The following is a 15,237-nucleotide window of genomic DNA, read 5'->3' as shown; positions in this document are numbered from 1 at the left end:
GCAACCAGCGATTCCATGAGTAATCGCTTCCGCTACACCACCCGTCCTATTTCAAAATAGCGCCGCCGTTCCTCCACGTTCACCCGTCTGCCGTGCCGGCATGACAGCCCCGCACGGTATCGCGCTACTTCAGCAATCCAGTACGGCCGTATGAGCCCTCACTGCGCGTCGCCGTCGCCGGCCAGGCGAGCAACAAAAGAACACCGGCGGCGTGCACCTCAATAGCGCGAATGCTGAAGATATTACAAGGGTGCAAATAATCGCATTGATACTGCACTTTCGTGCATTCCACCTGCGGCCACGGCGTCGCGGCCACTGGCGCAGAGGTGGCAGCCGGATCGCACAGCAGGTCCGAAAAGCGATCAATAGCAAAATCTGCACGAACAGCAATCGACGCCGTGCAGAATTTTTGCGCGAGGCTGCCATGGCAGGCGGCGGCCCGTTTTCGCATATATTTTTGTCGCACTCTTTGGGATAGACTCCGCCGAATTGCCGGGCAGATGGACCCGCGCCCCGCAAGCGAAAGCAAAGCTGTCAACGGACAGCACGTCTATAAAAATGGAGAAGACATGAGTGTAGTGAAGAGCGGCGTACTGGCGCTTGCAATGCTGGCGACCACGCCCGTGTTCGCGGCCGTGACCATCAACATCGATCCGGCCAAGCCCGGTCCGGTCATCAACAAGTACGTGTATGGCCAGTTCGCCGAGCACCTCGGCACCGGCGTCTACGAAGGCATGTACGTCGGCGCGAAGTCGACGATCCCGAACACCAGGGGCTGGCGAAATGACGTCGTCGGCGCGCTCAAGCAGTTGCATGTGCCGCTGGTGCGCTGGCCGGGCGGCTGCTTCGCCGACACCTACCATTGGCGCGACGGCGTCGGTCCGCAGGACCAGCGCCCGAGCAACGTCAACGGCGGCAACGTCGACGCGATCAACGCCGTCGGCACCCACGAATTCTTCGACCTGATCGACATGCTGGGCGCGGACGCCTACGTCAACGGCAACGTCGGTACCGGCAGCGTACAGGAGATGTCCGATTGGGTCGAGTACATGACTGCGGACGGCGGCTCGCCGCTGGCCAGGCTGCGCGCTCAGAACGGACGCGAAAAGCCGTTCAAAGTCGCTTTCTTCGGTATCGGCAATGAGCTGTGGGGCTGCGGCGGCAACGTCAAGCCCGAGTACTACGCGAACCTGTACAGGAACTACGAAAATTTCCTGAGGGCGCCCGACCAGTACAAGCCGAAAATGATCGCCAGCGGCGGCAGTGGCTTCGACACGACGTGGACCGACGTCCTGAGCAAGGAACTGAAGGGCCATACGGTCGGCATCAGCGTCCACCAGTACACCGTCCCGACCGGCAACTGGGAGGTCAAGGGCGAGGCCCTCGGCTTCAAGGAAGCCGAGTGGATCTCGACCCTGGCCAATACCATGAGAATGGATCAGCTGATCAACGATCACGGGGCCGTACTGGACAAGCACGATCCCGAGAAGAAGATCGGGCTGATGGTCGACGAATGGGGCACCTGGTACGAAGAGAAAGGCGCCAGAAGCGCCCTGTTCCAGCAGAACTCCCTGCGCGACGCGCTCGTGGCTGCGCTCAACTTCAACATCTTCCACCAACACGCGGAGCGGGTCACGCTGACCACCATCGCCCAGATGGTCAACGTCCTGCAGGCGATGATCCTGACCGAGAAAGAAAAGATGGTCCTGACTCCGACCTACTATACCTTCCAGATGTATGTGCCGTTCCAGGATGCCAAGTCGCTGCCGCTGACCATCAAGGACAACACCAGCTACACACTGGGCGTAACGACCATTGCGGGCGTGAGCGCTTCGGCGGCACGCGCCAAGGACGGCAAGCTGTACCTGGCGCTGGTCAACACCGATCCGTCCAAGGCGGTCGATGTCGCCGTCGACGTCGCCGGCACGAAGGTAAAAGGCGCGGCCGGCAATGTGCTGACCGCGGCCGCGATGGACGCGCACAACTCGTTCCAGCATCCGCAGGCCATCAAGCCGGCGGCGTTCAGCGCGCGCGCGGCAGGCGGCAAGCTGTCGATCAAGCTGCCTGCCAAGGCCGTGATGGTAGTCGCATTGGAGGAATAAACACATGAAAAAAACAACCCGCTCCGCTGCCCTGCTCTTGTCCGTGTTGGCTTCGCTGCCCGCAACATCATTCGCGGTCAACCCGGTGATTCAAACCATGTACACCGCCGATCCGGCCCCGATGGTCCATAAAGGCACGCTCTACCTGTTTTCCAGCCACGACCAGGATGTCGGGGAGAAAAACAACTTCAACATGAAGGACTGGGTGCTCGCCACGACGACGGACATGGTGAACTGGACCCAGCACGGCGCGGTCGCCTCGCTCCGGGATTTCCCCTGGGCCTCCAAGGAGGATTCCGGTTGGGACGGCTTTGACAACGGCGCCTGGGCTCCCCAGGTGATTGAGCGCGATGGCAAATGGTATCTCTATGGCCCGGTACAAGGCCGGGGCATCGGCGTGCTGGTGGCCGACAATCCCCTGGGCCCCTACGTCGATCCCATCAAAAAACCGCTGATCGCCGGCCACGCCGGCGGCCTCTACGACAGCATCGACCCGACCGTCTTCATTGACGACAAGGGCCAGGCCTACCTCGCCTGGGGCAATCCCAATCTGTGGTCGGTCAAGCTGAACAAGGACATGATTTCCTACGACACCAGCGTCGGCGACAAGGGAATCATCGGCCATCCGATGACCGCCAAGGCCCTGGGCGAGCGTACCCCTCCAGACACACAGGGCACGACGCTGCCCAAGCCCGCCCTGCGCGGCACGTCCTACGAAGAGGGCCCATGGCTCTACAAGCGCAACAATCTCAATTACCTGTTCTTCGCCGCCGGTCCCATCCCCGAGCATCTCGGCTACTCCACCGGCCCGACAGCCGAAGGCCCGTGGACCTACGGCGGCGTCGTCATGCCCCCGCAAAGCGCCTTCACCAACCACCCCGGCGTGGTCGATTTCAAGAACAAGACCTACCTCTTCTACCACAACGCCAACCTTCCGGGAGGCGACGGCTTCAAGCGTTCCGTGTCCGTCGACGAATTGAAGTTCAACCCGGACGGCTCGGTCCAGCCGGTGCAGCCGACCAAGGAAGGGCCTGCGCCGGTGGCCACCCTCGATCCCTACCAGCGCGTCGAAGCCGAGACCATCGCCTGGTCTTCCGGCGTCAAGATCGAGCCCAACAAGGCCGGCGGCCAAAATGTGCGCAACATCCACGACGGCGCCTTCATCGAGGTGCGCAATGTCGATTTCGGCGCGATCGGCGCGCGTGCCTTCATGGCCAGCCTCTCCAGCACGGCCAAGCTGAAGGAGGCCACCGGGGCGAAGATCGAGATTCGCTTGGGCAAGGTCGACGGACAGTTGATCGGCACGCTGCCGGTCTCGGGAACCGGCGGCGAATGGAAGCCGCAATCGACCCGGATCTCCGGCGCCGCCGGCGTCCAGGATGTCTTCTTCGTGTTCCGCGGAGCGGGCGGCGAAGAACTGTTCAAGTTCGATTACTGGCAGTTTTCCCAGAATGCCGACGCGTCCCAGCCCGCGCCAGCGGCACTGGCGCATCCTGCCCATAATCCCCTTATCTGGGCCGACGTCCCGGACATTGCCGTCATCCGCGTAGGAAAAACCTACTATATGAGCAGCACGACGATGCACATGACCCCGGGCCTGCCGATCATGAAGTCGACCGACCTGGTCAACTGGAGCATGGCCGCCTACGCCCATGACACGCTGGCCGACAACGAAGCCTTCCGTCTCGAGAACGGCAAGAATGCCTACGGGGCCGGCTCATGGGCCAGCAGTATTCGTTACCACGACGGCATGTTCTATGCCTCGACGTTCGCCGCCACTACCGGCGGACGCACCCATGTCTTCAGCACGCGCGACCTGGAACGCGGCCCGTGGAAAGAGACGAGTTTCGAGCCCTTGATGAATGACCACAGCCTGTTTTTCGACGATGACCATCGCGTCTACATGGTGTGGGGCTGCAATCGCATCATGCTCACCGAGCTCAAATCCGATCTCTCCGGCATCAAGCCCGGCGGCGTGAACAAGCCCATCATCGAACAGGTCAACGCCCTCTTCGGCCCCGACCAGGGCGGGCTCTGCGGCGAGGGCTCGCAACTTTCCAAGATCAACGGCCGCTACTACCTGTTCAACATCGCCTCGCCGAAGACCCGCTGGGCGCGCACCGTCATTGTCCACCGCGCCGACACCATCGACGGTCCCTACGAGGGCCGCATCGTGCTCGATGACCGCGGCATCGCGCAAGGCGGCCTCGTCGACACCCCGGAAGGCAAATGGTATGCCTATCTGTTCAAGGACAACGGCGCTGTCGGCCGCGTTCCCTACCTCGTGCCCGTGACCTGGAAGGAAGGCTGGCCCGTGCTCGGCAAGGACGGCGAGGTGCCCATGACGCTCGACATTCCCGCCGGCGCACAGGGTACCTCCGGCGCCTCCGGCATCGTCGCCTCCGACGAATTCGACCGCCTGCCCGGCGCCCGGCCCCTGCCCCTCGCCTGGCAATGGAATCACAATCCCGACCCGCGCAACTGGTCGCTCAGCAAGCGCCCGGGCTACCTGAGCTTGGTCACCGGCCGGGTCGATGCCGGCCTGCTTGATGCCAGGAATACCCTCACCCAGCGCACTTTTGGCCCCGACAGTTTCGCCAGCACCAGCATCGACGTGAGCGGCATGAAGGACGGCGACTGGACCGGCATCGCCGCATTTCAGGCAAAGTATGGTTTTGTTGGCGTCAAGATGAACAACGGCGCCAAGTCGCTCGTCATGGTGAGCGCCGATGCCGACAAGCCCGAGGAGATCGCCGCCATTCCCCTCTCCGGCAACACCGTTCACCTCAAGGTCGAATGCGAATTCCAGTCTGCGCCCGACGACGCCCGCTTCGGCCTCGACGAGAGTGGGTCCAAGATCTACGGCATACCAGGCAAGCCTGAAGTAGCCCGCTTCTCCTACAGCCTGGACGGCAAATCGTGGACCCCGATCGGCCGTCCCTCGCGCCTTGTCTACACCTTCCCGCACTTCATGGGTTACCGCTACGCGCTCTTCTATTATTCGACCAAGACCGCCGGCGGCCGCGTCGACTTTGACTATTACCGCATCGGGCAAAACAGCGCCCCGCGCTGACCTGCGCCCGGCAGGCGCCAGGTTCGCTATATGAGCTTCGTCACCAGCCGGGTCAATTCGAGCGGGACCGAGGCCAGGAATAAGCACCGAAATAGCGCGAATGGTGAAGATGCTTCAAGGGTGCAAATAATCACATTAATTCTGCAATTCGGTGCACTTATGGTGCGGTAACGACGTCGCCGCCGCTGTCGTACAGTAAATGGCCAGACCGGACGGCGGACTTTCAAGCGATTATTTAAGCGATCAATATTAAAATCTGCACGACCATCGATGCCAGCTGTGCATAATTTTCGCCCGAGGCCATTTTGGCAGGCGCAGGCGCATTTCAGCGTGTTTTTTTGCCGGAATATATGGGATAGACTCGGTTGGTTTGCTGGGCAGGAGGGTGCGCTCTCCGTCCTGCAGGCACAATTCGCGGAAATGGCGCTCTCGCGGGCTTGTTTTCACCATTATTCAAATAATGACGGAGATTATTGACATGAACAAAAAGCGTTTGATCATTACATCCCTTCTTACGGCTTTATTGGGAAGCGTTGCGAGCGTGCAGGCTCAGACTTGCGCGCCGACCGCGGTAACACCCTATATTTACGAGTCTCTCCAATGGAGAATAATACAAGATGCAATATTTAATGGAGCTCAAATCCCACTTGGACCATGGGCGGAAACGCCGTCGCAAAACGGCTCTTGGTCATGGAGCGGCTGTGGAACATCAGGTTCTTCGCGTGAACAATACTTAACGCCAAGTGCTAGCTGTACTGCAACAGTTGTTTATACAAACGATTGCGGTGCAAAAACCACGAGAGCTTTTAACCTCACGGTTCCTAGTTATCCTAGCTACAACACCAGTCCAATTGCTGCGGATTCATCCGGCATGAGCAGTAACGCTACCCAGCTGGCTGCCAAAATAAAACTGGGAATAAACATTGGTAACACAATGGAATCGTGGTGCCGGATTAACCCGTCAGAGACTTGCTGGGGCAATCCGGCGGTGACTGCCGCTTATATCAAATTGATGAAGGACAGCGGTTTCGACGCGATTCGGATCCCTCTGGCATGGGAGCAATATGCCAATGCGGCAAATGGAAAAATCAGTGACGCCTGGCTCGACCGCGTGAAGGCAGTAGTCCAGATGGCGGTGGATAACGGGCTCTACGTGATCGTTAACATCCATTGGGACGGCGGTTGGTTGGAGAGAAATATTTCCGAGGCAAGTAAAGTTCGTACCAACGCCAAACAGAAGGCCTACTGGGAGCAAATTGCCACGAAGCTGCGCGACTTTGACGAGCATGTCATGTTTGCCAGCGCCAACGAGCCCAGTCTTAACACTGCAGTTCTAGAACCGATTCTTGCGAGCTATCACAAAACATTTGTCGATGCGGTTCGTTCGACGGGTGGTAGAAACGCTTATCGCGTGCTGGTGCTCCAGGGCCTTGCTACCGACATCGATTTGACGATGAACTACTGGTCTGGCATGCCTGCCGACACGGTACCGGATCGCCAAATGATGGAAGTTCATTATTACCCAGGGTTCTTTTCAAACAAGGGCGAGGATGATGCTAATGGGCTGATGGAATGTTACTGGGGTAATGGCTACCATTCGACGACTGATACTACGCGCAACGCCGATAACTTCTGGCGCGATGAGGAAGAAGCTTTTACCGATTCGCAATTTGCGAGAATGAAAACACAATTTGTGGACCAAGGGATTCCAGTTCTGTTGGGCGAGTTCGCCGCCATGTTGCGTTCGCCGCAAACTTGCGCTGAATACGACCTGCATCTCGCTTCGCGGGAATATTTCTGGAAATATGTCACCAAGTCGGCAGTTGCACATGGCCTCATGCCAATTGCATGGGAGGTCGGCAAGGCTGAAGGTTATTTGATCGACCGTTACACGCCGGCCGTGCATGATACCCAAGTCGTTGATGCTATGTTGGTAGGCGCAGGAAAAGCTATCGGAACGAGTAATCGCCCACATAGTTGGAACCTGAATGGCAACGCTACGGATAGCAGTTCAACCGCGTATATGGGATTGACAATCAACCAGTCCAACGCTGCCGCTTCTTTTAATTTTGACAGCCCAGTTAATTGGAGTGGCAAAACCTTGAAAGTGGTCCTTAATTTTGATCAAGCATTTGTTTCAAATCGAAATGGCGGGATGGCTGACTTGCTCCAGTTTTATACATACTCCGCCGGTTGGGCTTCTGCCGAGTGGAATTGCCTGACTTCCAATAAAGCGTTGGTTGCAGGTCAAGATACGGAATTTACGTGTTCCAGTTTTGGCGTCCAGAACGCGGTGGGGATGGGTATTCTGTTCTCTGGAACAGCAGGGTCCGTTACCATTAAGCGAGCAATTATTAAATAGGATACATAAAACCTCTGTTTTACCGCCGGCTTCGTTCAAGAAGCCGGCTTTTTGTATTCGAAATCCAATCTGCTTGCCTTGTTCTGCTGGCGTGCATTGTTTTTTATTGTCTGTTGAAACGTATGAGCCCTTTACCGCCGGACACCAGTGTTCCCCCAACCGCAACCGAGGGCCAGCCGTCGTTGCCGCGCTCAAACCGGCGCCTCGCACTGGTCGTCGTGTTCTTGCTCCATCTGGCCTTGCTGGCCTGGATTCTGCTCTCGCGCACGCATCGCCCCCCGCCGCCTGCGCCGCGCACCGTCGACGTCGCCATGCTCGAGGAGAAGGTACCGGAAAAAAAGACCGAACCTCCGCCACCCGCCGTCGAACCGCCGCCCCCGCTCGCCCCGCCTCCGCTCGCCCTGCCCCCGCTGCCGGTGCTCGACGTCGTGCCCGACGCCGTCCGCGCACCGGCGCAGGCGGCGGCTGCTGCCGCGCCCCCCTCCCCGGTCGCGGGCGCGGGCGCGGCCCCGGCCACAGCGCCGCCTCCGCCCGCGAAGGAGGCCGTGGCCAGCGCGCCCCCCAAGCTGTTCGAGGAATGCTCCGAATCGTCGGATCGGCATATGGTCGCCGACGTCTACCGCCTCAGTCCGGACATCCGATCGGTGACTGAAATGCGCCGGCGCAAGCCGGTCAAGCGCGTTTGCCTGGCCCAACTCGATATCAGCCCGCGCTCCTTCCGCGAAGGCTTCCCCGGCTTGGGCTCCGTGAACGAATGGTTCGGCTTGGATATTCGCTTTACCGTCAATATTCAGGAAACCACGACGTATGAATTGATGCTGCTGGCCGACGATGGTGCCATCCTCAGCGTCGACGATGAAAACGTGATCGAGAACGACGGCATCCACGCCCCAACGCCCGTGGCAACCAGGATGAAACTGGAGAAGGGCTTGCACAATTTCCGCGTGCGCTACTTCCAGGGGCCCGGCCCGGATCTCGCATTGATGCTTGCGTGGAAAAAACCCGGCGCGGCCGATTACGGCTATATTCCGCGCAGCCTGATAGGGCGGCCGCCGGCCACGTAGCTGGCGCCGATCCAGACCCAAGAATCAGCGACGACCGCAGCACACGGCCCGCAGCCGTGTGCTAGCAGGGAGACATACGTGAATATTGCATGCAAACGTAGCGTCATCGTGGGCGGCGGCACCGCCGGCTCGATGGCGGCCTGCGCAGAAAAAGCGAAATAAGCAATCTGCCCCGGCGTCCGCCGCGCTGAACTGGATGCCCAGCTTGTAGCTGCCATTGGTGGCGCGCAGGAACTCGGCCTCGTCGATGCCGAGCAGGCGCTGGAGGGGCGTCACGGCGCGGCGCAGTGCCGGGCAATGTACTCGCCGTGCTCGGGCGTCGCCTTGACCACCTTATGGGCACAGTAGCGCCAGAATTCCGAATCGGTCCGGTCGGTGAGTGTGTAGTGCAGGATGATGAAGTCGCGTACGTATTCGTAGCGTTGCGCGATCAGGCGGTTGAACTCGTCGGCTAGTTCGGGACGGTATTCGCGATTGGGGAAATACTGGATCAGCCAGCCGACCGCATTTTCAATGAAGTTGATGCTGGTCGATTCGAGCGGTTCAAGGAAGCCGCCCGAGAGCCCGATGGCGACGCAGTTCTTGACCCAGGACTTGCGCCGCCGGCCCGTGGTAAAGCGCAACCGGCGCGGCTCGCCGAACGCCTCGCCGTCGAGACCTTCGAGCAGCACGCGCGCGGCCTCGTCGTCGCTGGTGAAGCCATCGCAGTAGACATGGCCGTTGCCGGTGCGGTGCTGCAGCGGGATGCGCCAGGTCCAGCCGGCGCCCTTGGCCGTCGAGGTGGTGTAGGGCGTGAACGGCAGGGTCTTGGCGCACGACACGGCCAGCGCGCTGTTACACGGCAGCATGGCGCTCCAGTCGTCGTAGCCGGCCTGGTACACGCCTTCGATCAACAGAGCGCGAAAACCCGAGCAATCGACAAACAGGTCGCCTTCCACCCGGCGTCCATCACTCAGCTTGAGGGCGGTGATGAAGCCGGTCTCGGGGTGCTGTTCGACGTGCTCGATCATGCCCTTGATATTTTTGACGCCGCGTTGCATGGCGTAGTGGCGCAAATAGCCGGCATACTGTCCGGCGTCGAAATGGTAGGCGTAGTTAAACGAGTCGGTGATGGTTGGCAGCTCGTCTTGCGGCAGCAAGAAGCGGTTGCTGCGCGCCAGCATGGTCGCCATCGACCAGTCCTCGTAGGACGGCATGTCCTTGAACACGCGCGACAGGCGCAGCCAGTACATGAACGCCGGGCGGTGGTCGATGGCCGGGCCGAAATCGCCGAAGCCGTGGAAAAACCGGTTGCCGACATGGCCCCAATCCTTGAATTCGATGCCGAGCTTGAAGGTCGCCTGCGTCTTCCTGACGAAATCGGCTTCGTCCAGGCCCAGGGCGACATTGAAATGGCGCAGGGTCGGAAGCGTTGCTTCGCCGACGCCGACGGTGCAGATCTCGGGCGACTCGACCAGCACCACCTCGCACGTCTTGGGCAGCTTGAGCGCCAACGGCGCGGCGGTCATCCAGCCGGCGGTGCCGCCGCCGACAATGACGATTGTTCGAATGGCGTTGTCTGCCATAGTCACCCCACATAAAAAAAGGGACGGCCGGAGCCGCCCCTAAAACCACCGGCAACGCGGCGGGAGACAACTGAAGGTCCATTGCGCCCGGCGGGCAATGGACCCGATGTCGGAACAACGCGGGCGGCTTGGTCCGGGTTCGCCGCCAGCGTCGTCTTAGTACGTGTAACGCAACGCCATGCGATAACTGCGGCCAGGCTCGAACCAGGAACGGGTCATGTTGCCGATACCCTGCTGTTGAGTCTGCTTAACGACGGTGTCCAGGAGATTGCTTGCGTTCAGACTGAGCTGGACATGCTCGCCGAACCGGTAGTCGAACCCGAAGTCCAGCTGTCCGGTCGCTTCCTGCCAGGTCGGCAAGCCCCAGCCCACGTCCTGCGGATAGACCGTCTTGCCATCGACAATCGTGGCCCGCGTCGGATCGGAACTGGTGGCTTTGTCGCCCTGGGTGCCGTTGACGGACACGCCCTGCAGGAAACGACTGCGCCAGCTGTAGGCCAGACGCATCGACATCGGCCCCTTGTCGTAAAAGGCCATCAGGTTGTAGGCGTTCTTCGACAAATACTGCAAGGGCATATCGGTGAACGGCATGCCATTGGTGTCGCAGCCCAGCAAGTTCAAGGAACTGTTGTTGAACGATCCGTTGGCCGGGCAGTACTTCAGATTGAACGGATGGTGCAGCGTCTGCGAGCTGTTGATGTAGGTGTAGTTCGCCGACACGCCGAAGCCCTTGGTCCATTCCGGCATCACCTTCGCCAACGCAGGCACATTGTTGAAGTAGGTCTGGCCAGCGAGCTCCAGACCAGCCACCTTACCGTCCGCCGCATTGTCCGGTGCGGTGATCAAAAAGGTTTGCGGGTTGCCGGCCAGGTCGTTGTAGTCGCGGGTATAGGCCGAGCGCATGATGATGTCACGCACTTGCTTATAGAACATCGCGCCCGTCAGCGAGGTGCCATTGCCCGGATACCATTCGAGCGTCACGTCAAAGCTGTTGGCCTTGGTGGGCTTCAGATGGACGTTGCCCTGGTCGTCACCATGATAGGTGACGTTCGTCACGGTGCCGCTGGCTTGGTCAACAGTGGTATCCTGGTAGATCTTGATGTACTCCCTGAGGTCTTGGAAGTTCGGCCGATACATCGACTTCGCGAACGCGAAGCGCGCTTGCAGCTCGGGCGTAATTTCCATCTTCAGGTTAAGACTCGGCAGCACGTCGACGGCGCTGCGGCCCTCGACGATCGGCTCGTTGATCTGTCCAAAGCGCGGCACCTCCGGCAAATAGCCGTTGCCATAAGTCGGCAGGAACACGGTGTAGCCTTGCGCCTTGGTGTCGGTGTGGACCACGCGCACGCCGGCGCTGCCCTCGACCGGGAAACGCAGATTGTCGAAGCCGAAGCGCGCCATCACGTAGGCGGCCTGCGTGTTCTCCGACTGGCGGGAGGTTTTGGACGGGTCGCCGTCGTAGACGAGCGGCACAAAGGGGTCGACGATCTTCGAGCAGTCGTTGTTGGTGTTCGACTGGTCGTTACCCTGCTGACATTGAATCTTCATGATCGGATTCGCCGCCGCCACGTAGGCGTTGGGATAATCCTTGACCGCCGCGAGGCTCGGCACGACCAAAGCGCCCGGCGTGGGGATCTTGCCGTTGAAGAAGTTCTTGAAGGTGTACAGGCTGGTCGGCACCAGGGCTGCGACCCGCGGATCGCTCAGGTAAGTGAAATTGGCGCGAGCCGCCCAGGTCGGTTGGTCCGTGGTGGCGGCAGGCTGCCCGGGCGTGGACGTATTCCTCACTTCCCATGGGCGGGCGACGTTGTACCACATCGAGCCGGTGCCGTCGATGTGGCTCGCCGTGCGCCGGGTCGCGCGCAGGCCGAAGCGCAGGTCGCGCATGATCGGATCGTCGAACTTGAAGCGGACGTCGCCTTTCCAGGCATACAGGTCGGCATCCGCCTTGGTCCGCTCAGGCCCCAACATCTGCAGGTAGAAGTTAGCCGGATTGCGCAGGAAGGCTTGGGCCTTGTCGTCGAAGGTGATCTCGCCAATATTTTTGCTCAAGTCGATATTCATGCTCGGCACGAACGTGGCCAGCGTCATGTTTTCGTTCTCAGTCTTGTTGGTCGCATGGACCCATTGCAAGTCGTTCTGGACCGACCAGCGCTCGTTGACGGTCCACTTGGTGTTCCAGGCGATCTCGCGAGTCTGCGAGCGGCGGTCGAAATAGGTTTGGTTGGTATTGAAACCCAGTCCGCCGTCCACGAAATTGTTCGCGCCCGCGCCGCCGATCGGATAGGTGAACCGGGCCGACTGCAGGATGCCCCTGCTGTCGAATACGGGGTTGATGAGCTTGGACTTGTAGGGGTTTTCCACGCCCGTGTACAGGGCGTTCTCGGTGCCGGTTTCCTTGTAGCCGGAGTGGAAATAGGTCAGCGCGGACGTGGCGCCCCCCTTCTTCCACTGCAGCGCGGCATAGACGCCGGCGCGCTCGTTCTTGCCGAGGTTGGTGCGCCACGACGCCGACTGGGGCACCCACACGGTTTGTCCGGGCACGATGTCGGTGCGCGGGAAGTAGGCGTCCACTTGTACCGTGTCGTTGTGGGAATTGGTCACGTTGCCGGACAAGTTCAGCAGCGCGCCCCATTGGCCGAAGTCGTTTTCCCAGCGATGCGAGGCTAGGCCGGAGAGCGCGGGCGAGGTTTGGCCGCCGAGCTGGTTGTAGTTCACATAGGTCGAGGCCGCGAATTTATCGCCCTTGTAGTCGAACGGCAGCGCGGTGCGCAAGTCGACCTGGCCGCTGACGCCGCCTTCGATCAACTCGGCGGGCGGATTCTTGTGCACGACCACCGCGGACATCAGTTCCGCCGGAATGTCGCCCCAGCTCAATTCGCGTCCCGGCCAGCCGGCCGAGAACGATTCGCGGCCGTTCAAGGTCGACGAGCCCCAGGTCAGGCCGCGCACCGAAATGCCGGAACCCTCGACCGAGAAGTGCTCCGGGTCGCCGCGCGAGCGGTTGCGGTCCATCGTCACGCCGACGACGCGCTGCAGCACCTCGGTGATCGACTTGTCGGGCAGCTTGCCGGCATCTTCGGCAACGACGCCGTCGATGACTTCCTCGGCATTCTGTTTGAGCTTGGCGGCTGACTGCAGCGCCGCGCGCTGGCCGCTCACGACCACGGTCACGGTCTCCTCTCCCTTCGCAGCCGGCGCCGTTTGCGCCTGCGCGGCGCCGCTGTAGAACGCCGCGAGCTCCGCCGCCGCGATCGCCAGCGCGGTCAAGCGCAAGGGTTTCCGTTTGATCACTGATCCGATTGTCCTCATTGTCTCTTCCTCTTCAAATCCTATAGTTGCTTTGGCTGCCCGCCGCGCCGCGCAGGGCAGTAAATGGTCGTGCGCCATCACTTAAAGGTGATTTTCCCCATCGTCACGCTGGTCGTGTAGACGTCGGTCCCCGCGGTTGGCATCTTGTTGTTGATGTCAGGTACGTTGAACTCAAGCTTGGCGATCGGGTAGTTCTGCAGCTCGTTCCAGACGTCGAGGTCGGCCAGGCCGCAACTACTTTGAACGGTGAACGACTTGAGATCGATACTTTGTTCCTGCAAGCCTTGCACGGGCGCCGCAAACACGGGTGTCATGAACTTCTCCAGCACCACGTTGCAATTGTTGGCGTAGTGGCCGAGGTACAGCCAGACTCTGAGCTGGGTCTTTTGCGCCGCGACCATTTCGGGGTTCATCATGAGATCGAACTTGATCGCCTTCTGGGAATCGATCCGCACACCGGTAATCGTGTCGGCGCCCGGGGTGAGCGCTTCCATGCCCGCGGCGTAAAACCGGAGACCGTAGTAGCCGCCGAAATCAGGCGTGCCCGAACGGACGTCCATGTTGAAGTTGAAGGTGCTGCCGTCGGCGGCCACGACGTTTGTGGCACTTGAAGAGGAGTACGCTTCGATTTTGCCAGCCTCCGCGGTACGCCAGGAATCGGTTGGCTTGTAGCCGCTTGCGAAATTGAGCGCAGGCCCTTCCGCGGTGCCGACCGGGATGGTCTTGGTCAGCGAAACCGCGTTAAAGAAATCGCTGCCCGCCTGAGTGGCGGTGACGAGGCATAAGCCATCGGCGAGCATTTTCACCGTGGTGCCGCTCACCGAGCACACTGTGGGCGAACTGGTGGTAATGCTGACGGGGAAGTCGGTCAAGGAACCCGCGGTGGAAGCGGGCGCCACCTGCACCGACGCCCCCACGGGCTGCGTGCCCGGGTTGGAGAAGCCCCAAATACCCTGCTCGTTCTTGGGAACGACGAACAGCTGGCGCGCCGTGGCCGCAGCGTAGCCATCCCCACCGGCCTGGTTGGCATTCACCGAGCACTCGCCCGCTTTCACCAGCGTCAGCGTGGCGCCGCTGACGGTGCAGGTGCCCGGCGTGTTCGACACATAGGTGATCGGCCCGCCGGAACTGGCCGTGGCCTTCAGCGTGACGGTCGCGATTTCCGGCGGACGCGCTATCTTCATCCCGCCCGGGAACGGGAAGGAAACCGATTGCGCCGCCCCGGTGCCGCCGGTATTACCACCACCACCGCCTCCACAGCCAGCGAGCAGCGTGGCGCAGGCCAGCCCAACAGCCGTATGCTGGAATCTCATTGTTTGTTGTCCCCTCATGATTTATGCTTCCTCTCTGTTGCGTCTACTACAAGGTGCTTGTCACCGGCAGCGCCGCTGACAAGGTGAAATTCGCCTCCGCCTGAACACTGGGTGCGCAGGACGACGGTGAGATGGACTTTCAACGGCGACCACCACCACTGCCCAGGCCGGGATTTTTGGGCGCAATTTGCCATCGACCGCCTGCGCCGCGAACGGCGCGGGGCGATCACAACTTTTTGCGTGAAGGTGTTATGCGCGTGCGTCGCCGCTGCTGTCAGCGCCTGGCCGCTTGGGCCGGAAACGTTCTGTCCGGTGACATTGACCGCCCCGTGCAACGCCGAGTTCGGGATGGTGTTGACGATCGCCGGCCATAAACGTTCTTGTTGATAAGGCCAACAGGCCTGGCCGGATCGACGTCGATGGTCGCGGCTGCGAACACGGGCGCG

The 15,237-nt window shown here is 60.6% G+C and carries 9 protein-coding genes; 4 read left to right on the top strand and 5 right to left on the bottom strand.

Features of this window, described 5'->3' with window-relative positions; all coding sequences use genetic code 11:
- Positions 1-124: 124 nt before the first annotated feature.
- Positions 125-451, bottom strand: coding sequence for a hypothetical protein (locus ACEN9O_RS21950; RefSeq protein WP_495613924.1), 327 nt, complete (start codon positions 449-451; stop codon positions 125-127).
- 118 nt (positions 452-569) lie between these two features.
- Here ACEN9O_RS21950 and ACEN9O_RS21945 point away from each other — a divergent pair, with 118 nt between their 5' ends.
- From ACEN9O_RS21945 to ACEN9O_RS21930, 4 genes are all read left to right on the top strand, one after another.
- A complete protein-coding gene (locus tag ACEN9O_RS21945) occupies positions 570-2,102 on the top strand; it encodes an alpha-N-arabinofuranosidase (RefSeq protein WP_495613923.1) in 1,533 nt (510 codons plus the stop codon).
- A 4-nt stretch (positions 2,103-2,106) separates the two neighbouring features.
- Positions 2,107-5,175, top strand: coding sequence for a family 43 glycosylhydrolase (locus ACEN9O_RS21940; protein ID WP_495613922.1), 3,069 nt, complete (start codon positions 2,107-2,109; stop codon positions 5,173-5,175).
- Positions 5,176-5,653: 478 nt separating this feature from the next.
- On the top strand, positions 5,654-7,537 hold the full coding sequence (locus ACEN9O_RS21935; protein WP_495613921.1) for a cellulase family glycosylhydrolase: 1,884 nt from the start codon (positions 5,654-5,656) through the stop codon (positions 7,535-7,537).
- Between the two features lie 122 nt (positions 7,538-7,659).
- Positions 7,660-8,601 carry a PA14 domain-containing protein gene (locus tag ACEN9O_RS21930; protein WP_495613920.1) on the top strand — a complete coding sequence of 314 codons (942 nt, stop codon included), beginning with the start codon at positions 7,660-7,662 and terminating at the stop codon, positions 8,599-8,601.
- Positions 8,602-8,625: 24 nt separating this feature from the next.
- Here ACEN9O_RS21930 and ACEN9O_RS21925 read toward each other — a convergent pair whose 3' ends face one another.
- The 4 genes from ACEN9O_RS21925 to ACEN9O_RS21910 form a co-directional block, all read right to left on the bottom strand.
- Complete coding sequence (locus tag ACEN9O_RS21925; protein WP_495613919.1) at positions 8,626-8,877, bottom strand: tryptophan 7-halogenase; 252 nt, start codon at positions 8,875-8,877, stop codon at positions 8,626-8,628.
- Complete coding sequence (locus ACEN9O_RS21920) at positions 8,874-10,166, bottom strand: tryptophan halogenase family protein (RefSeq protein WP_495613918.1); 1,293 nt, start codon at positions 10,164-10,166, stop codon at positions 8,874-8,876. Before ACEN9O_RS21920 ends, ACEN9O_RS21925 begins: the two co-directional genes overlap by 4 nt.
- Positions 10,167-10,322: 156 nt before the next feature.
- Positions 10,323-13,460 (bottom strand): TonB-dependent receptor, encoded by a 3,138-nt coding sequence (locus ACEN9O_RS21915; RefSeq protein WP_495613917.1) that lies wholly within the window; start codon positions 13,458-13,460, stop codon positions 10,323-10,325.
- A 95-nt stretch (positions 13,461-13,555) separates the two neighbouring features.
- The gene (locus tag ACEN9O_RS21910; RefSeq protein ID WP_495613916.1) at positions 13,556-14,809 is read right to left on the bottom strand and encodes a hypothetical protein; all 1,254 of its coding nucleotides are present in this window, start codon (positions 14,807-14,809) and stop codon (positions 13,556-13,558) included.
- Positions 14,810-15,237 lie beyond the last annotated feature (428 nt).

The organism is Duganella sp. Dugasp78, assembly GCF_059491455.1.
The sequence above is the reverse complement of the archived record's forward strand: the minus strand, read 5'-3'. Positions and strand labels throughout refer to the sequence as shown.